This is a genomic window from Variovorax sp. YR566, from assembly GCF_051992195.1.
Classification (GTDB): domain Bacteria; phylum Pseudomonadota; class Gammaproteobacteria; order Burkholderiales; family Burkholderiaceae_C; genus Variovorax.
Window position 1 is genome coordinate 2138417 of record NZ_CP197092.1, and the last position, 19434, is coordinate 2157850.

General features: G+C 64.9%; 16 protein-coding genes. 6 read left to right on the forward strand and 10 right to left on the reverse strand.

Annotated elements, in window-relative coordinates:
* The first annotated feature begins 136 nt into the window (after positions 1-136).
* Positions 137-3481, forward strand: coding sequence for an autotransporter outer membrane beta-barrel domain-containing protein (locus ACTG4X_RS09890; RefSeq protein WP_440533699.1), 3345 nt, complete (start codon positions 137-139; stop codon positions 3479-3481).
* A 20-nt stretch (positions 3482-3501) separates the two neighbouring features.
* Here ACTG4X_RS09890 and ACTG4X_RS09895 read toward each other — a convergent pair whose 3' ends face one another.
* The 8 genes from ACTG4X_RS09895 to ACTG4X_RS09930 all read right to left on the reverse strand — a co-directional run bounded on the left by ACTG4X_RS09895 (position 3502) and on the right by ACTG4X_RS09930 (position 10723).
* A complete protein-coding gene (locus tag ACTG4X_RS09895; RefSeq protein ID WP_440533700.1) occupies positions 3502-4560 on the reverse strand; it encodes a purine-nucleoside phosphorylase in 1059 nt (352 codons plus the stop codon).
* 98 nt (positions 4561-4658) lie between these two features.
* Complete coding sequence (gltA, locus tag ACTG4X_RS09900; RefSeq protein ID WP_093049522.1) at positions 4659-5969, reverse strand: citrate synthase; 1311 nt, start codon at positions 5967-5969, stop codon at positions 4659-4661.
* Between the two features lie 24 nt (positions 5970-5993).
* Positions 5994-6308, reverse strand: coding sequence for an FAD assembly factor SdhE (locus ACTG4X_RS09905; RefSeq protein ID WP_093049525.1), 315 nt, complete (start codon positions 6306-6308; stop codon positions 5994-5996).
* Positions 6309-6336: 28 nt separating this feature from the next.
* Positions 6337-7038, reverse strand: coding sequence for a succinate dehydrogenase iron-sulfur subunit (locus tag ACTG4X_RS09910; protein ID WP_093049529.1), 702 nt, complete (start codon positions 7036-7038; stop codon positions 6337-6339).
* Positions 7039-7087: 49 nt separating this feature from the next.
* Positions 7088-8896: a succinate dehydrogenase flavoprotein subunit gene (sdhA, locus tag ACTG4X_RS09915; RefSeq protein ID WP_093049532.1), complete on the reverse strand. Its 1809-nt coding sequence runs from the start codon at positions 8894-8896 to the stop codon at positions 7088-7090.
* Positions 8897-8903: 7 nt separating this feature from the next.
* Positions 8904-9269: a succinate dehydrogenase, hydrophobic membrane anchor protein gene (sdhD, locus tag ACTG4X_RS09920; RefSeq protein WP_093049535.1), complete on the reverse strand. Its 366-nt coding sequence runs from the start codon at positions 9267-9269 to the stop codon at positions 8904-8906.
* A gap of 13 nt (positions 9270-9282) precedes the next feature.
* Complete coding sequence (sdhC, locus tag ACTG4X_RS09925) at positions 9283-9729, reverse strand: succinate dehydrogenase, cytochrome b556 subunit (protein WP_093049538.1); 447 nt, start codon at positions 9727-9729, stop codon at positions 9283-9285.
* Positions 9730-9964: 235 nt separating this feature from the next.
* The gene (locus tag ACTG4X_RS09930) at positions 9965-10723 is read right to left on the reverse strand and encodes a GntR family transcriptional regulator (protein WP_307613607.1); all 759 of its coding nucleotides are present in this window, start codon (positions 10721-10723) and stop codon (positions 9965-9967) included.
* Positions 10724-10906: 183 nt separating this feature from the next.
* Here ACTG4X_RS09930 and ACTG4X_RS09935 point away from each other — a divergent pair, with 183 nt between their 5' ends.
* The 5 genes from ACTG4X_RS09935 to ACTG4X_RS09955 all read left to right on the forward strand — a co-directional run bounded on the left by ACTG4X_RS09935 (position 10907) and on the right by ACTG4X_RS09955 (position 16944).
* Positions 10907-11893, forward strand: a complete 987-nt coding sequence (locus ACTG4X_RS09935) for a malate dehydrogenase (RefSeq protein WP_042578072.1) — start codon at positions 10907-10909, stop codon at positions 11891-11893.
* A gap of 16 nt (positions 11894-11909) precedes the next feature.
* Positions 11910-12695: a trans-aconitate 2-methyltransferase gene (gene tam / locus ACTG4X_RS09940; RefSeq protein ID WP_440533701.1), complete on the forward strand. Its 786-nt coding sequence runs from the start codon at positions 11910-11912 to the stop codon at positions 12693-12695.
* The gene (locus tag ACTG4X_RS09945; protein ID WP_440533702.1) at positions 12692-13690 is read left to right on the forward strand and encodes an HpcH/HpaI aldolase/citrate lyase family protein; all 999 of its coding nucleotides are present in this window, start codon (positions 12692-12694) and stop codon (positions 13688-13690) included. The genes tam and ACTG4X_RS09945 overlap by 4 nt, the downstream gene beginning before the upstream one ends.
* 34 nt (positions 13691-13724) lie before the next feature.
* Complete coding sequence (locus ACTG4X_RS09950; RefSeq protein WP_093049550.1) at positions 13725-14282, forward strand: hypothetical protein; 558 nt, start codon at positions 13725-13727, stop codon at positions 14280-14282.
* 76 nt (positions 14283-14358) lie between these two features.
* On the forward strand, positions 14359-16944 hold the full coding sequence (locus ACTG4X_RS09955) for a bifunctional aconitate hydratase 2/2-methylisocitrate dehydratase (protein ID WP_093049553.1): 2586 nt from the start codon (positions 14359-14361) through the stop codon (positions 16942-16944).
* A 75-nt stretch (positions 16945-17019) separates the two neighbouring features.
* Here the strand turns inward: ACTG4X_RS09955 and ACTG4X_RS09960 are convergent, their stop codons facing one another.
* Positions 17020-17880 carry a hypothetical protein gene (locus ACTG4X_RS09960; protein WP_426391828.1) on the reverse strand — a complete coding sequence of 287 codons (861 nt, stop codon included), beginning with the start codon at positions 17878-17880 and terminating at the stop codon, positions 17020-17022.
* Between the two features lie 20 nt (positions 17881-17900).
* The gene (locus ACTG4X_RS09965; RefSeq protein WP_440533703.1) at positions 17901-19037 is read right to left on the reverse strand and encodes a DUF2827 domain-containing protein; all 1137 of its coding nucleotides are present in this window, start codon (positions 19035-19037) and stop codon (positions 17901-17903) included.
* Positions 19038-19434: the final 397 nt, after the last annotated feature.

Sequence of the window (19434 nt, forward strand, 5' to 3'; positions counted from 1 at the left end):
AATCTTACATTGGCTCCTTCAAGTCTCCCGGATGCCCGGCATCGCTCCATCGCGAGCAAGTGCCTCGAGTGGCGTTCCGTGAAACGCGGCTGCGACCACGTAGCCGGATCCGACAAAACAGAACGGGATCAACAGGATGAATCGCACTTTCAGGGTCGTCTGGAACGGGAGTCTGGGCGTCTGGCAGGCTGTATCTGAACTGGCCGTGTCGGCCGTCAAAGGAGCGGGCGCGGGCGGGAAGCGCCGCGCACGGCGTCGCGCCGCGGCGAGCGCGATGTTCGCGGTGTCGCTGGGCCTGGCCGCGCCGCTAGCGCACGCGGCCGACGTGCTCCTCATAGGCGCCGGCGGCACGGGCGGCGGTGACGGCGGCAACGGCAGCATCAGCGGCGGCGGTGGCGGGGCAGACTTCTACCTTCCAGGCGCTGGTGGTGCGGGTGGTGTTCCCGCTCCGACGCAGACTCTCCCCAGCCCGGCCAGCGGCAGCAGCCTCCTGCCGATCTACGACTACGTCGGCATCGGGGGCGGCGCCGGCGGCGGGGACGGTGCCAACCTGGGCGGCATGAATGGAGGCGACGGAGGTGCGGGGGTACTCAATCTCAACGGCACGGCCCTGAACGTCACCAACACGCTGCTGATCGGCGGTGCCGGTGGCGGTGGCGGTTCGGGCGGAGCCCCCTTCACACGGGGCGGCAATGGCGGCACGGGCGGCAGTGGAACGCTCACTGCCACCGGCGGGGCGACCATCACGGTCGGCACCCAGCTGTACATCGGCGGCCTGGGTGGCACGGGCGGCAACTGCGGCTGTTCCGGCAACGGCGGGGCGGGCGGCGCGGGTGTCTTCAACCTGGGTGATGGCAGCACGCTGAACCTGACCGGCGCCGCTTTCACCATCAATGGAAACGGCACGCTCAACATCGGTAATGCCACGGCCAACGGCACGACCGCCGGCACCGTCACCGGGCTGGTCGGCAGCATCACCAATGCGGGCACGATCAACTTCAACCAGTCCGATGCCGCCTACACATTTGCCACGGCCATCGCCGGCACCGGCGCGGTCGTGCAGAACGCCAGCGGCATCACCTTCCTGACCGGGGCGAACACCTATTCGGGCGCCACGATCGTCAACGCCGGCCTGATCAACTTCAGCAACGGCGGCAACCTCGGCACCGGCCGCATCACTCTGAACGGCGGCAGCCTGCAATGGGCCGCGGCAAACACGACGGACATTTCCGGCCGGTTGAATGCGCTGGGTGCAAGCGGCGGCACCTTCGACACCAATGGCAACGACGTGACGCTGGCAAGCGGCATCAGCGGTACCGGCGGCCTGACGAAGACGGGCGCCGGCATCCTGACGCTGACGAACGCGAACAGCTACACGGGCGAGACGACCATCAGCAACGGCACGCTGAAGCTGGCCGGCGCGGGCACCCTGGCCGGGGCAACCGGGGTATCGCTGACGGGGGCCAGCGCGGTGTTCGACCTGTCGACCGGCAGCAGCCAGTCGGTGGCGCACCTGTCAGGCGCGGCGGGCAGCCTGGTGGCACTGGGTGCCAACACCTTGACCCTGACCGACAACACATCGCAAACCTTCGGTGGCAGCCTGACCGGCACCGGCGGCGGCCTCGTCAAGCAAGGCACCGGCACGCTGACGCTCTCGGGCGCCAGCACCTACACCGGCGGCACCGCGCTGCGCCAGGGGCGCCTGAACCTCGGCAACAACCTGGCGCTGGGCACTGGCACGCTGTTGATGGACGACGACACCACGCTGGGCTTCAGCGCCGACGGGCTGACGATCGCCAACGCGATCCAGCTCACGGGCAACAACGATCCGGTCATCGACACCGGCGCATTCAACGCGATCTTGAGCGGCGCGATCAGCGGCGGCGGCTTCATCACGAAGGAAGGCACGGGCACGCTGACGCTGTCGGGCGCCAACAACTACACCGGCGCGACCAACGTCGCGCAGGGCACGCTCAAGGCGGGCGCCGCCAACACCTTCAGCGCGGCTTCGGCGCACAGCGTGGCTTCGGGCGCGACGCTCGATCTGGCGGGCTTCAATCAGAGCGTGGCCTCGCTAGCCAACAGCGGCACCGTCTCGCTGGTGGGTGCGACCGCAGGCACCACGCTGACGGTGACGGGCGCGTACGTCGGCAACAACGGCGTGCTCAGGCTCGGCACCGCGCTCAACGGCACGGGGCCGTCGGATCGTCTGGTGCTCAACGGCGCAACTGCGGTGGCCAGCGGCAAGACCACGGTGCAGATCACCAACCTCGGCGGCCTGGGTGCGCTCACCAGCGGCAACGGCATCGAGGTGATCACCGCGCAGAACGGCGCGACGACCACTGCCCAGACGACCAAGGATGCGTTCTCGCTGGCCAATGGCCACGTGGATGCCGGCGCCTACGAGTACCGCTTGTACGCGGCCGATGCCAACGGCGCAGGCGAGAACTGGTTCCTGCGTTCGAGCACCACAGCATCGCCAGGTGCGCCCACGCCCTCTGCGCCCGTGGTCACCTACCGCGCGGAAGCCTCGCTCTACGCCGCGCTGGCGGGCCAGCTGCGACAGGGCAACCTCGCGATGCTGGGCGACCTGCGCAAGCGCGTGGGAGATGACGACGTCAAGGGCACCGCGACCACCCCGACCGGTTCTGATCGCCGAGCCTGGGCCCGCGTGCTCTCCACCGACATCGACATCCAGCAGGGCGGTGCCGTCTCGCCATCCAGCAAAGGGCGCCTCACCGGCTTCCAGGCCGGCACAGACCTGCTGGTCATGCCGAACTGGCGAGCAGGCCTCTACGTCGGCCAGCTCGACGGCGATGCCCGCGTGAGAGGCTTCGCCAGCGGCATCCAGAACCTGGCCGTGGGCCGCAACGACCTGCGCAGCCAGTACCTGGGCGTGTACGGCACCTACACCAGCGACAGCGGCTTCTACGCCGATGCGGTGGTGCAGTCGGGCCGTCACCGCTACACGGTCGAGCCATTCCTGAGCCCGGGTGTCGGCGGCAAGGGCAACAGCCTGCTGGGCTCGATCGAGGTGGGCCAGGCCTTTGCGTTGGGCGGCAGTGGCTGGAGCGTTGAGCCGCAGCTGCAGCTGATTCACCAGCACATGGATCTGAACAACTCCGCCATCGCTGGCGCCATCGCTCAGCCGCAGGCCGACGGCGGCTGGATCGCCCGTGCGGGCGTTCGGGTGAAGGGCCAGATCGACACGGGCATCGGCGCGCTTCAGCCGTACGGCCGCTTCAACGTCTACAGGACATCGAGCGGCGCGGACATCGCGCGCTTCGTGAACGGGGCGACGACGACCGATATCTCGGCGCCGACGGGCGGCACAAGCACCGAGCTGGCAGGTGGCTTCACGCTGGCGCTGGGCCAGACGACAAGCCTCTACGGCGAAATCGGCAAGCTCTGGGCCAGCGGTGGCGACGCCAAGGTCAAGAGCTCGATCAACGGGTCGATCGGCGTGCGGGTGAAGTGGTGAAAGGCTGAGCCCGGAGCGGATCAGTCCGCGGGAACCCCCGCGCTCCAGGCAGGCCAGTTGCCCACGATCGCATCCACCAGAGGGCGTCCTGCGATCAGGAGATTGCCGGTAGCGATGGGGAACCCGCCCGACTCGGCATTCAACGAGGCGTAAGCGGTCTGCCCCTGGTAGGGCCGATCGAAATTGGATGCCGTGCGAAGAACCGCCACGCGCTGCAGGTCGAGCAGCCCCGCGCTGGCGCCTCGCTTCAATGCCTCGTAGGTGGCGTTGTCTTCCTGCTGGGTGGTGCAGTACTTGCCCTGCCCGTCGGTCACGAGCGAAACCCAGCGCGTGGCGGTTTCGCCCAGGAACCTGCCGTGCCAGTAGGTGTCCCCAGCCGCGGTGTCGCATTGCAGGACCGACGGGCGGGCCTTCGCGGTTGGCTGCGAATACCTGGCGCGGTAGGCGCGTGCCTTGTCGTTGTCGGCCAGCGGCGCATTGGCCGACAGCTTCAGGGCCTTCTGCAGCAGCTTCTCGTTGAGGCGGAAGACCTCGGTCCGGTACTCGAACTTGGGCTTCGAGTCCGGATCCTTGGCGCCGATGCCGAAGTAGCCAGAGCGCCAGGTCGATGGCATTTCACGCGCATCTATCTCGTGCGCGATGCCGAAGTCGACCAGGAACCGGGCCCAGGTGGCAGAACCGATGGTCGAGACATTCGGGTCGACGCCCGCGATGCCGGCCACCAGGAAGTAAGTCTTCGAGAGGTCGAACTTCCCGCTGAACACCAGTGCCGTGATGGAAGCCGCCGCATTGGTGTGGCCCATGCCGGTGGTGACCTGGCACACCGAATCGGCGTTGCACCTGACCTGCGGATCGTCGGCGGACAGGCCCGGCACCTTGATCTCCCGGGTCAGCTTCAGCGGCTCGAACCACACCTGTGCCTCGGGCTTGAACATGCTGATGATGAGAACCTTCACTGCAATCTGCTGCGGCGGCTTTGCGCCGGGAGCGTCGGTAGCGCAGCCGAACAGCAGCGTTGTCGCGAAGGCGATGAATGCCGCCTTCGCGCCAAACCAGGTCACGCGTTGAAAAACTGACATTCGCCTTCTCCTTCTTGAGCCCAAAGAGATCGCAATTTACAGGCCAAAAAAAAGCTGCCCGAAGGCAGCTTTTCTGATCATCGAGATTCGACGGAAGCTCAGCGAGCCGTGATCGGCTTCACGTCGCGCTTTGGCGAACCTTCGAACAGCTGGCGCGGGCGGCCGATCTTGTACTCGGGGTCGCCGATCATTTCGTTCAGCTGGGCGATCCAGCCGACCGTGCGGGCCAGCGCGAAGATCGCGGTGAACAGCGGCACCGGGATGCCGATGGCGCGCTGCACGATGCCCGAGTAGAAGTCGACGTTCGGGTACAGCTTGCGCGACACGAAGTACTCGTCTTCCAGGGCGATCTTTTCCAGTTCCTTGGCGAGCTTGAACAGCGGGTCTTGTTCCAGGCCCAGCTCGGTCAGCACTTCGTTGCAGGTTTCCTGCATCAGCTTGGCGCGCGGGTCGTAGTTCTTGTACACGCGGTGGCCGAAGCCCATCAGCTTGACGTTCGAGTTCTTGTCCTTGACCTTCTTGATGAACTCGCCGATCTTCTCCACGCCACCTTCCTTCTGGATGTCGTAGAGCATGTTCAGCGCCGCTTCGTTGGCGCCACCGTGGGCGGGGCCCCAGAGGCAGGCCACGCCGGCCGCGATGGCCGCGAAGGGGTTCGTGCCCGACGAGCCGCACAGGCGCACCGTCGAGGTCGAGGCGTTCTGCTCGTGGTCTGCGTGCAGGATGAAGATGCGGTCGAGCGCGCGCTCGAGCACCGGGTTCACCTTGTACTCTTCGCACGGCGTGGCGAACATCATGTGCAGGAAGTTGCCGGCGTAGCTCAGGTCGTTCTTCGGGTACATGTACGGCTGGCCGATCGTGTACTTGTAGGCCATGGCCACGAGCGTGGGCATCTTCGCGATCAGGCGGATCGCGGCGATCTCGCGGTGCTCGGGATTGTTGATGTCCGTGCTGTCGTGATAGAAGGCCGACAGGGCGCCCACCAGGCCGGTCATGATGGCCATCGGATGCGCGTCGCGGCGGAAGCCGCGCAGGAAGAACTGCATCTGCTCGTTCACCATCGTGTGGTTGGTCACGAGCTTGGTGAAGTTGGCCTTCTTGGCCGTGTCCGGCAGTTCACCGTACAGCAGCAGGTGGCAGGTCTCCATGAAGTCGCAGTTGGTCGCAAGCTGCTCGATGGGGTAGCCGCGATACAGCAGCTCGCCCTTGTCGCCATCGATGTACGTGATGGCCGACTGGCAGGCGGCGGTCGACATGAAGCCCGGGTCGTAGGTGAACATGCCGGTCTGTGCGTACAGCTTGCGGATATCGATCACGTCGGGGCCCACGGTGCCCTTGTAGATCGGCAGTTCGACGCTGTCGCCGCCGTTGCTGAACGACAGCGTGGCCTTGGTATCGGATGCTTTCATTTCGGTTTACTTTCAGAGGTGGATTCAGGACGAAGGAGAGATTGCGGGACGCTGCGCGCCGTCGGTACGCATCAGCTGCAGCAATGCGACCACCTCGGCCCCGGCCCATGCGGGCTCGGGCTCCTTCCTGCGCAGAAGGAGGTCAAGGAGGTCGTTGTCCGACAGGTCCATCAGTGTCTCCATCGCTCCCGCTTGACCCACGGTCATGCGGAATTCGTGCCGCTCGAAGAAGCGGGCGATGAACAGGTCGTTCTCGAGCAGTCCGCGCCGGCAGCGCCATTTGAGCTTGCTCAGCGCACGTTCACTGAGCAGGTCGGCGGAGTCGGCGGCGGGTTGCATGGTGGCTTCTCGAACAAATGGATCAGGGTCAGATGGCGCGGCGCACCATCAATTCCTTGATCTTGCCGATGGCCTTGGTCGGGTTCAGGCTCTTCGGGCACACGTCCACGCAGTTCATGATCGTGTGGCAGCGGAACAGGCGGTACGGGTCTTCCAGGTTGTCCAGGCGCTCGGCGGTGGCTTCGTCGCGGCTGTCGGCGATGAAGCGGTAGGCCTGCAGCAGGCCGGCGGGGCCCACGAACTTGTCGGGGTTCCACCAGAAGCTCGGGCAGCTCGTGGAGCAGCTCGCGCACAGGATGCACTCGTACAGGCCGTTGAGCTCTTCGCGTTCTTCGGGCGACTGCAGGCGTTCCTTTTCGGGCGGCACGGTGTCGTTCTGCAGGTACGGCTTGATCGAGTTGTACTGCTTGAAGAACTGCGTCATGTCCACGATCAGGTCGCGGATGACGGGCAGGCCCGGCAGCGGCTTGAGCACGACGGTGCCCTTGAGCGTGTTCATGTTGGTCAGGCAGGCCAGACCGTTCTTGCCGTTGATGTTCATCGCGTCGGAGCCGCAGACGCCTTCGCGGCACGAGCGGCGGAACGACAGCGTCGGGTCTTGCGCCTTGAGCTTCATGAGGGCGTCGAGCAGCATGCGCTCGTGGCCGTCGAGTTCGATCTCGACCGTCTGCATGTAGGGCTTGGCGTCCTTGTCCGGGTCGTAGCGGTAAATCTGGAATGTGCGCTTCATCGTAGTGACCTTGTGAATGCTTTGTATGAGCTGACTGTGAGCCGTTCTCTTAGAACGTGCGGACCTTGGGTGGAACCGAGGCCACGGTGAGCGGCTGCAGCTTGACCGGCTTGTACGAGAGGCGGTTGTCCTGGCTGTACCAGAGCGTGTGCTTCATCCAGTTGACGTCGTCGCGGCCGAGCGGTGCGACAGGGTCGTCCGCCGGGCGTTCGTAGTCTTCGACCGTGTGGGCGCCGCGGCATTCCTTGCGGGCGGCGGCCGAGACCATGGTGGCCTGCGCCACTTCGATCAGGTTGTCGACTTCCAGCGCTTCGATGCGGGCGGTGTTGAACACCTTCGACTTGTCCTTCAGGCCGATGGCCTTGACGCGCTCGCGCACGGCGGCGATCTTGGTCACGCCTTCGTCCATCGAAGCCTGCTTGCGGAACACTGCCGCGTGTTGCTGCATGACGGCGCGGATCTCGCCGGCCACGTCCTGGGCGTATTCGCCGGTGGTGGTCGACTCGAGGCGGTTCAGGCGCTCCAGCGTGCGGTCGGCCGCATCGTTGGGCAGGGGCTTGTGTTCCTTGAGCTTGTCGTTGAACTCGACGATGTGGTTGCCGGCCGCGCGGCCGAACACCAGCAGGTCGAGCAGCGAGTTCGTGCCCAGGCGGTTGGCGCCGTGCACGCTCACGCAGGAGCATTCGCCCACGGCGTAGAGGCCGTTCACCACTGCGCTGTTCTCTTCACCCTTCTGGATGACGACCTGGCCGTGGATGTTGGTCGGGATGCCGCCCATCTGGTAGTGGATGGTGGGCACGACCGGAATCGGTTCCTTCGTGATGTCGACGTTGGCGAAGTTGACGCCGATTTCGTACACCGAGGGCAGGCGCTTGTGGATGGTTTCGGCGCCCAGGTGGTCGAGCTTGAGCAGCACGTAGTCCTTGTTGGGACCGCAGCCTCGGCCTTCCTTGATTTCCTGGTCCATCGAGCGCGACACGAAGTCGCGCGGCGCCAGGTCTTTCAGGGTGGGCGCATAGCGCTCCATGAAGCGTTCGCCGTTGCTGTTCAGCAGGATCGCGCCTTCGCCGCGGCAGCCTTCGGTCAGCAGCACGCCTGCGCCGGCCACGCCGGTCGGGTGGAACTGCCAGAACTCCATGTCCTGCAGCGGAATGCCTGAGCGGGCCGCCATGCCGAGGCCGTCGCCGGTGTTGATGAAGGCGTTGGTCGAGGCCTGGAAGATGCGGCCTGCGCCGCCGGTGGCCAGCAGCACGGTCTTGGCCTGCAGGATGTGCAGGTCGCCGGTTTCCATTTCGAGCGCGGTCACGCCGACCACGTCGCCTTCGTCGTCACGGATGAGGTCGAGTGCCATCCATTCGACGAAGAACTGGGTGCGGGCTTCGACGTTCTTCTGATAGAGCGTGTGCAGCATCGCGTGGCCGGTACGGTCGGCCGCGGCGCAGGCGCGCTGCACGGGCTTCTCGCCGTAGTTGGCCGTGTGGCCGCCGAACGGGCGCTGGTAGATCGTGCCGTCGGGATTGCGGTCGAAGGGCATGCCGAAGTGTTCGAGCTCGTACACGACCTTCGGGGCTTCACGGCACATGAACTCGATCGCGTCCTGGTCGCCGAGCCAGTCGGAGCCCTTGATCGTGTCGTAGAAGTGGTAGTGCCAGTTGTCTTCGCTCATGTTGCCGAGCGATGCGCCCACGCCGCCTTGAGCGGCGACGGTGTGCGAACGGGTCGGGAACACCTTGGAGAGCACGGCCACGTTGAGGCCGGCACGGGCGAGTTGCAGCGAGGCGCGCATGCCGGAGCCGCCGGCACCGACGATCACGACGTCGAACTTGCGCTTGGTGATTTTTTCTTTTGTGTAGGTCATGGTGGGGTCAGATCTTCCAAAGCACTTGAATGGCCCAACCCGCACAACCGACAAGCCAGACGATGGTGAAAATTTGCAGCACGAGACGGATGCCGACGGGCTGGACGTAGTCCATCCAGACGTCGCGCATGCCGACCCACACGTGGTAGAGCAGGGCGACGATCACGGAGAACGTGAGCACCTTCATCCACTGCGCGGCGAAGATGCCGGCCCAGAGGTCGTAGCCGATGGGGCCGCGGGTGAAGATCAGTTGCGCGAGCAGCACGATCGTGAAGAGCGCCATCAGGCCGCCCGTAATGCGCTGGCTGAGCCAGTCGCGCAGACCGTAGTGCGCGCCGACGACGATGCGCTTGGAGCCGTAATTCACAGACATGGTTGGCTCCTTCTCAGTACAGGCCGAACAGCTTGGCGCCGAGCACCACGGTGAGCAGGATGCTCAGTGCCAGCGTGACGACAGCCGAGGTATGGCCGAATTCCTTGGTCACGGCAGCGTGGCTCACGTCCATCCAGAGATGGCGCAGGCCGGCGATGAAGTGGTGCAGGTAGGCCCAGATGAGCGCGAGCGCGACCAGCTTGAAGAACCACCCCGGAACGAAACCAAGGCCGCTGTTGAAGGCGGCCTTGAACTTGGCGAACGAATAGTCGGAAGACAGCGAGGTGTCGAACATCCAGATGATGAACGGCAGCAGCAGGAACATCAGCACGCCGCTGACGCGATGCAGGATCGACACGATGCCGGCCGGCGGCAGCCGGTAGGTCGTGAGGTCGGTGAAGGCATTGATGTTGCGGAATTCGCGACGCGGAGGCCGGGGGGGAGTTGCAAGCTCTGTCATTGGGGGAAGTGCTTTCGTGGCTTTTGTGACTTGTTGGCTTGTTCTGAGAGCGAACGCTTTTGTTTCTTCTGCGGAAATGCAAACAACGCAAAATTCTATTGCAATGCACCATCGCGCAGCGGACATGCACGAGTCGGCGCACCGTTGCAGTCGGATGCTATTGACTTCGTAGCGCAATGCGCAGCTTGTATGCGCACATCGGCGCGGCGGTATTCGGCCTTCGTCTGCATCGGGATCAGCCCAGCTGGTTCCTGTAGTGGTGCGTGTCGGTGCGATAGAGCCCGCGACGCAACTCCATCGGCATGTCATGGTAGGTGTGCGCCACGCGTTCCACGCTCAACAGGGGCATCTGCAGCGTCACCTCGAGCAGCGCGGCCTGTTCGGCATCGGGCAGCACGGCGCGGATTTTTTCTTCTGCGCGCACCATACGCACGCCGAACTCGGTTTCGAACAATGCGTACATCGGGCCGGGCCATGCGCGCAGCCGCTCGGCGGTGAGCCCCTTGAAGGGCGCGCCGGGCAGCCAGAGGTCTTCGAGGATGGTGGGCACGCCGCCATAGGCGAGCACGCGCCGCACCTGCAGCACCGCGTCGCCCGTACGCAGGCCGAGCGCGCGCGCCACGTCGGCCGATGCGCGCTGGCGCTTGCAGTCGACGATGGTGCGCACCGCCGGGCCCTCGGTGTTCGGGTCGCCCGCATCGGGCACGAGCTTGAGGAAGCGGTACTGCACATGCTGCTCGGCATGAGTGGCGACGAAGGTGCCCTTGCCCTGGCGGCGCACCACGAGGTTTTCGGCAGAGAGTTCGTCGATGGCCTTGCGCACCGTGCCTTGGCTCACCCGATAGCGCACGGCCAGGTCCATCTCGCTCGGGATGGGCTCGCCAGGCTTCCACTCGCCCGCCTGCAGGCTCTGCAGGATCAATGTCTTGATCTGCTGGTAGAGCGGACTGAAGGACGGCGTCGCGGGCTCGTCGAATGTGGTGGGCGTGTTCATGGCAGCGGTGGGGTGCGCCTTGGCGGACCCCTGGAGGATATCTTATATAAGACATAAGACGAGGCTCATTGAATCGGCTTAAAATGCGGCCGGTCTCGCGCTGCGGGAAGTATTCCCAGCCCGCAGAACCCTGGCGCCCCACGAGAGCGCCGACACCGTTTCATTACCTTCTGGAGTCTTCCCATGAGCAAAAAGCCCGTCCGCGTTGCCGTCACCGGTGCCGCCGGTCAAATCGGTTACGCCCTGTTGTTCCGTATCGCCTCCGGTGAAATGCTCGGCAAAGACCAGCCGGTCATCCTGCAGCTGCTCGAAATCCCCGACGAGAAGGCCCAGAAGGCGCTCAAGGGCGTGATGATGGAACTCGACGACTGCGCCTTCCCGCTGCTGGCCGGCATGGAAGCCCACGGCGACCCGATGACCGCCTTCAAGGACGCCGACTACGCACTGCTCGTCGGTTCGCGTCCCCGCGGCCCCGGCATGGAACGTGCCGAACTGCTGGCCGTCAACGGCGCCATCTTCACCGCGCAAGGCAAGGCCCTCAATGCCGTCGCCAGCCGCAACGTCAAGGTGCTGGTGGTCGGCAACCCGGCCAACACCAACGCCTACATCGCCATGAAGAGCGCCCCCGACCTGCCGCGCAAGAACTTCACCGCCATGCTGCGCCTGGACCACAACCGCGCCGCCAGCCAGATCGCCGCCAAGACCGGCAAGGCCGTGGCCGACATCGAGAAGCTCACCGTCTGGGGCAATCACTCGCCCACGATGTACGCCGACTACCGCTTCGCCACCATCAACGGCGAAAGCGTCGCCAAGATGATCAACGACCAGGAATGGAACGCCAACACCTTCCTGCCGACCGTCGGCAAGCGCGGCGCTGCCATCATCGAAGCACGCGGCCTGTCGTCGGCTGCCTCGGCTGCCAACGCCGCCATCGACCACATGCGCGACTGGGCCCTGGGCACCAACGGCAAGTGGGTCACCATGGGCATTCCGTCGGACGGCCAGTACGGCATTCCGAAGGACGTGATGTTCGGCTTCCCGGTCACCTGCGAAAACGGTGAATACAAGCTGGTCGAAGGCCTCGAGATCGATGCATTCAGCCAGGAACGCATCAACAAGACCCTGGAAGAACTGGAAGGCGAACGCGCCGGCGTCGCTCACCTGCTCTAAAGCACGACCAGCCAGCATGCTCGACTGGAACCCCGCGCTCTACCGTCGCTACGAGGACGAGCGCACCCGACCCGCACAGGAGCTCCTGGCGCGGGTGCCACTGACCGAGGCCGCCCGCGTGGTCGACCTCGGGTGCGGACCGGGCAACTCCACCGAGCTGCTGGTCAACCGGTTTCCGAAGGCGCAAGTCCTCGGAACCGACAACTCCGAAGCCATGCTTGTCAGCGCGCGCGAGCGCCTGCCGCAGGCGCGCTTCGAGTTGAGCGACATTGCGACCTGGGCGCCGCAATCCCAGGAAGAAGCTCCTGACCTCATTTATGCCAACGCGTCCCTGCAGTGGGTGCCCGATCACGAAAAGCTGATCCCGCGCCTGTTCGACGCGCTGGCCCCGGGTGGCGTGCTCGCCATCCAGATGCCCGACAACCGCCAGGAGCCCACGCATCGCCTGATGCGTGCGTTGGCCGCTGAAGCACCGTGGGCCGAACGCATCGGCGACGCCGACAAGCTGCGCACCCTGCTGCTCGACCTCGGTGGCTACTACGACCTGCTGGCGCCGCGTGCGGTTCACGTCGATGTCTGGCACACGATCTACCAGCACCGCATGGCCGATGCCGCATCCATCGTCGAATGGGTGCGCGGCACGGGGCTGAAGCCTTTCGTCGACCGACTGCCGCCGGACCTGCAGGCGAGCTACCTCGCCGAGTACGAGCGTCGAGTGAACGAAGCCTATCCGGCGCGCACCGACGGCAAGCGGCTGCTCGCCTTCCCGCGCATGTTCATCGTGGCCCAGAAAAAGGCATGACGAAGACCGCGCATCCCGCTGAAGTACTGCTCGGCGCGCAAGCCGGCGCTGTGACGTTGCCCGTGTGCGACCACTACAGCGGCGTCGAGGCGCGCATGAAGAAGAGCCTCGCGCTCCAGGCCGAAATGGCCGAGGAGTTCGGCGCCTGCGTGTTCGACGTTACCCTCGATTGCGAAGACGGCGCCCCGGTGGGCGGCGAAGCCGAGCATGCCGCGCTAGTCACCGAACTAGCGTTGGCCGCCAAACCCGGCATGCGCGTCGGCGTGCGCGTGCACCCCGTCGACCATCCCGCCTTTGCCGGCGACGTGATCACCATTGCCGGCCGTGCCGCCCAGCGCCTGAGCCATTTGATGGTGCCGAAGGTCGAATCGGTGGCCGATGTGTTGCAGGCTGTCGCGGCGCTCGAAGCGGCCGATGCCGATGCATTGCCGCTGCACGTGCTGATCGAGTCGCCGCTCGCCGTGCACAACGCCTTCGAGATTGCCGCCCATCCGCGCGTGCAGTCGCTGAGCTTCGGCCTGATGGATTTCGTCTCGGCCCACGCCGGCGCGATCCCTGCCGATGGCATGGGTGCGGCAGGGCAGTTCAGCCACCCGCTGGTGGTGCGCGCCAAGCTGGCCATCGCATCGGCCGCGCATGCCTACGGCAAGGTGCCTTCGCACTGCGTGGTCACCGAGTTCAGCAACACCGATGCCATGCGCACGGCGGCCCGCAAGGCGGCCACCGAATTCGGCTACACACGCATGTGGAGCATCCACCCGAACCAGATCCGCCCCATCCTCGAGGCCTTTGCGCCCGACGAGGCGCAGATTCAGGTTGCCACACAAATCATTGCAAAAGCGGCGCTTGCTGATTGGGCTCCGACACAAATTGATGGCACATTGCACGACCGCGCGAGCTACCGCCACTTTTGGCAGGTCTTGACGCGCGCCCACGCAACAGGGCGCGCGTTGCCCCCCGAGGCGAAAGCCTGGTTTGCGCTCGCGGCCTCCTGAAACTCTCTGAATCCAGCCTCAAGGAAACCCACACATGAAGAAAATTGCCCTGATCGCCGCCGTCGCCCTGGCCCTGCCGCTTGCAGCAGTCGCGCAGGACGCCAAGCCCGCGGCCAAGCCTGCGGCAAAGGCCGAAGCCAAGAAGACACCTCCCAAGCGCCAGGTCACCCGCAAGGCGGCCAAGGCTGTCGAGGAAGTCACGCCGATCGCCGACGACACCAACGTCGTGCTCACCGATGCCGACCTGGCTGTCGCCCAGCGCGTGTCGATCGGCCGCGCCCAGTGCGAACTCGGCGCCGACGTGACCGTCACGCCCGACGAGAAGAAGCCCGGCTTCTTCACCGTGACCACCAAGGGCCTGAAGTACCGCATGCACCCGGTCGAAAGCCGCACCGGTGCCATCCGCCTCGAAGACCCGCGTGCCGGCGCCATGTGGCTCCAGCTCGGCAACAAGTCGATGCTGATGAACCAGAAGGCCGGCCTGCGCATTGCCGATGAATGCCAGACCGACGCCCAGGTCGCATTTGCCGCAGAAATGAAGAAGAACCCGCCGAAGGCCCTGTTCGAAGGCGCCGACGGCGAAAAGAAGTAAGTAACGAAACGGCGTGCGGCGCGGCTCTTGCTTGCCGTACTGCACGCCCGCCAGCTCAGTTTCCGGAGAAAAGAAGATGTTGCAAGCCTACGTTGACCATGTTGCCGAACGCGCCGCGCTCGGTATCCCGCCGCTGCCCTTGAGCGCGAAGCAGACCTCTGAAGCGATCGAGCTCCTCAAGAGCGCGAACGCCAAGGACGGCGCCTTCCTGCTCGACCTGCTCACCTATCGCGTGCCTGCCGGCGTCGACGACGCCGCCAAGGTCAAGGCGAGCTACCTCGCGGCCGTGGCCCACGGCACCGAGAAGAGCGAGTTCATTTCGCGTGCCCGCGCGACCGAACTGCTCGGCACCATGCTCGGCGGCTACAACATCAGCCCCATGATCGACCTGCTCGACGACGCCGAAGTCGGCGCTGTGGCAGCAGAAGGCTTGAAGAAAACCCTGTTGATGTTCGACCAGTTCCACGACGTCAAGGAAAAGGCCGACAAGGGCAACGCCAACGCCAAGGGCGTGCTGCAAAGCTGGGCCGATGCCGAGTGGTTCACCAGCCGTCCCGAAGTGCCCGAGAGCATCACCGTCAGCATCTTCAAGGTGGCCGGCGAAATCAACACCGACGACCTGTCGCCCGCACCCGACGCGACGACCCGTCCCGACATTCCGATGCACGCCCTGGCGATGCACAAGAACGCGCGCCCGGGCATCGTTCCCGAAGAAGACGGCAAGCGCGGCCCGGTGAAGTTCATCGAAGACCTGCGCGCGCGCGGCCACCTCGTGGCCTATGCCGGCGACGTGGTCGGCACCGGCTCTTCGCGCAAGAGCGCCACCAACTCGGTGCTCTGGTTCACCGGCGAAGACATTCCCTTCGTGCCGAACAAGCGCTTCGGCGGCGTCTGCCTCGGCGGCAAGATCGCTCCCATCTTCTACAACACCATGGAAGACTCGGGCGCGCTGCCGATCGAACTCGACGTGGCGCAAATGAACATGGGCGACGTGGTCGAGCTGCGTCCCTATGAAGGCAAGGCGCTGAAGGACGGCAAGGTCATCGCCGAGTTCCAGGTCAAGAGCGACGTGCTGTTCGACGAAGTGCGCGCCGGTGGCCGCATTCCGCTGATCATCGGCCGCGGCCTGACGGCCAAGGCGCGCGAGGCGCTGGGCCTGCCGGTCTCGACGCTGTTCCGCCTGCCGCAAAGCCCCGTCGACACCAAGAAGGGCTTCTCGCTGGCACAGAAGATGGTCGGCCGCGCCTGCGGCCTGCCCGAAGGCCAGGGCGTTCGCCCGGGCACGTACTGCGAACCCAAGATGACCTCGGTCGGCTCGCAAGACACCACCGGCCCGATGACGCGCGACGAGCTGAAGGACCTGGCTTGCCTGGGCTTCTCGGCCGACCTCGTGATGCAGTCGTTCTGCCACACGGCGGCGTACCCCAAGAAGGTCGACGTCAAGATGCACCACGAACTGCCCGAGTTCATGGCCAACCGCGGCGGCGTGTCGCTGCGCCCCGGCGACGGCGTGATCCACTCGTGGCTCAACCGCCTGCTGACGCCCGACACCGTGGGCACGGGCGGCGACAGCCACACCCGCTTCCCCATCGGCATCAGCTTCCCGGCGGGCTCGGGCCTCGTGGCCTTCGCGGCCGCCACCGGCGTGATGCCGCTGGACATGCCCGAATCGGTGCTCGTGCGCTTCAAGGGCAAGATGCAACCCGGCGTGACGCTGCGTGACCTGGTCAACGCAATTCCGCTGTACGCCATCAAGTCCGGCCTGCTGACGGTCGAGAAGAAGGGCAAGAAGAACATCTTCTCGGGCCGCATCCTCGAAATCGAAGGCCTGCCCGACCTGAAGGTGGAGCAAGCCTTCGAGCTGAGCGACGCCTCGGCCGAACGCTCGGCCGCCGGCTGCACGGTGCACCTGAACAAGGAGCCGATCATCGAGTACATCAACAGCAACATCACGCTGATGAAGTGGATGATTGCCGAAGGCTACGCCGATGCCCGCACGCTGCAACGCCGCATCGCCGCGCAGGAAGCCTGGCTTGCGGACCCGCAACTGCTCAAGGGCGATGCCGACGCTGATTACGCCGCCGTGATCGAGATCGACCTGGCCGAGATCCACGAACCCATCGTGGCCTGCCCGAACGACCCCGATGACGTGAAGACGCTCAGCGACGTGGCAGGCGCCGTGATCGACGAAGTGTTCATCGGCTCGTGCATGACCAACATCGGCCACTTCCGCGCCGCGTCGAAGCTGCTCGAAGGCAAGCGCGACATCCCGGTCAAGCTGTGGATCGCTCCGCCCACCAAGATGGACGCGCAGCAGCTCACCGAGGAAGGCCACTACGGCGTGTTCGGCAATGCCGGTGCCCGCACTGAAATGCCGGGCTGCTCGCTGTGCATGGGCAACCAGGCACAGGTGCGCGAAGGCGCGACGGTGATGTCGACCAGCACGCGCAACTTCCCCAACCGCCTGGGCAAGAACACCAACGTGTACCTCGGCTCGGCCGAACTGGCCGCCATCTGCTCGCGCCTGGGTCGCATCCCGACCCGTGAGGAGTACATGGCCGCCACCGGCGTGCTTGACGCGTCCAGCGCGCAGATCTACCAGTACCTGAACTTCGACAAGATCGAAGACTACAAGGGCGTGGCGGACACGGTCGCGGCCTGATCTTCTTCGGATCGCTCCAACCAGAAAGCCCCGCTTCGGCGGGGCTTTTTTGTGGGCGATGTGCCTTCGTTCAGCTCAGAGCGAGGGCGCGTTGGGCTGCAGGTACTCCTGGCCCGTGAGCACCATCTTTGCTCCGACCGGGCCGCCCACCGCATGGGGCAGGGAGGTCAGCAGCGAGTTGGCGAAGTCGCCGCGGTACAGCTTGGCGCCCTGGTGTGTCAGGTTGGAATTGGCGTCGATGTAGATCGACTCGCCCAGCCCCGACCACAGGCGGCAGAAGCCGTAGTCCTCCGAGAGATAGCGGCGCGTCTGCGGGTCGACCATCACGTCGAAGAAGCGGTAGTGCAGGCCCAGGTCGGCCTCGCCGATGCTGTCGGGCACGTAGGCGAGGTCGGGGTAGCTCGCCATGAGCCGCTCGAACACGGCGCGCTTGATCACCATGAATCCGGTCGGTGCCTCGGTCATCTCCATGAAGCCGTCGGGCTGGATCTTGAGTTCGACCTGCGAAGTGGTCTCCGAGGCCTTGGCGTTGACCGTGTAGCGGGTGAAGGTGGCCTCGAACTGCTGCTGTGTCGTGCCCGCGGCCACGCCGTCGTCGGGCCAGTTCTCCCGCTTGAGCGGATAGACGCCGGCCGCGATGTCGTAGCCCGACAGCAGCAACCGGAAGGCCGCCTGCGCCGAGAAGCCGATGTCGGCGTCGATCCAGAACAGGTGGGTCCATTGCGGATTGGCGAGGAACTGGGCCACGCAGTTGTTCCGCGCACGCGTCACCAGGCTCTCGCCCTGGTGCATCAGCACCTGCATGCGCATGCCGGCGCGCTCGGCCTGGACAGTGAAGTTCAGCATCGAGGCGACGTAGTTCTGGAAGAACTTGCCGTCGTGGCTCGGTGTCACGACCACGGGAAAGAACTGCCGGAGTTCGGACGGGTCAAGCATTTCGGGCTCCGTGTGCCTGTCTATCGGGCGGGGCGCTGCATCAGGCCGAGCAGCAGGTTGTTGTAGACCTCGGTGGCCGCGGCGTTGCCGGGGAGGTAGCGGTCGATCAGGCTGCGCTGGCGCTCGCGATAGGCGGTTGCCTGCGCATCATGCGTGTCGATGGCTTCGAGCACCCGGGCGCTGCCGCCGGCCACGTCGTTGCCCTGGTAGTAGTAGCCGAGGTCCGCGCACAGGTGCGCGTTGTGCACCAGCGGATAGCCCTGCCAGCAGGTTTCCAGGTAGAAATAGTTGAGCGGGTTCTCCCACTGGTGCGAAACCACGATGTCGGTGTTCTGCGCGAGGAACACGGGCGTTTCATGTCGGCCCAGGAAGACCGCCTTGTGCTCTCGGACCAGGTCGAGTTGGTTCATCAGCGTGATGAACTCCATGTTCTCCCTGGCCAGCCGTTCGGCATTGGTGACCTGCAGCAGCGCGATGGCTTCGGGCCGGGCGCGGTAGGCCAGCTCGGCGATCAGTACCGGGTAGAGGCAGAACTTCACCACGTTGATGTTCGGCTCCATCACGCTGAGGCGGCGCGGCCCGGCGTGCGGCTGGTAGACGCCGGCGTCGGGCAGGGATCGCGTGCGTTCGTCCAGGAATACCGGGCTCCACACGAAAGGCACGGGGCGCGCCTCGGCCCGGCGCAGCACCTCGAAGTACGGCTGGCTGATGTTCGCCACCTGCGGAACCATCCAGATGTCGTCGTAGCGCTGGTTCACGAACAGGTTCTGCCCCCAGAGCGGCTTGTTGAACAGCATCGACTCCATGGCGTGCACGTATTCGAAGCCGCAGCAGTAGGACACCAGCCGCGCGCCACGCTGCTTCAGGTAGTCGGTCTGCGCCGGGTTGATCTGGCCGCCGAGCTCGATCAGCACGTCCACGTTGTCCTTGGCCGCCTCGAAGGTCACGGTAGGCCAGCGTGTCTGGTCCCAGGGCAGGGCCGGGGTAATCGGGGTCGCCGTGGTGTTGACCAGTACCACCGACGCCACATCCGGGCAGTGCTTCAGTGCTTCCGCCAGGAACACGGCGTTCTGCTTGATGCCGTTGTTCCAGAGGGTTTCGGCCTCGTGGTGGAGGCCGATGGTGATGCCGATGCGCAGCTGAATGGCGGACCTCATTTAATTGTTTCAAGAATGTTAATTGCCATCCGCGGCGATTGGAGATCGCTTTCTGGGATTGGCAATTAATTAACTGCTATGTGACGAAATTCCTATTTCAGTGGGCTTTGTCATTCTTCGAGGCTTGCAAAGAGCAGACGTACTGTTCTTTGAGCCGGCGGCGAGAAGAAGGAGAAAGGGGGCTTATCGGCGAAGTTGTGTGAAAAAAGTCCGCTGAAGCCGCGCTTTGGATTCTATGTGGCCTCCCGCTTTCAGTGGCTTGTCGGCAACCCTCGGGCCTGAATGAGTTCACTCATATTTCATTTTTGTGAACTAAATCATTGGTTCGAAATTTCCCTATTGCGGCATGCGAACTGAAATGTAAACAAGTCCGTACATTCCAGCATTCCTGTAATCG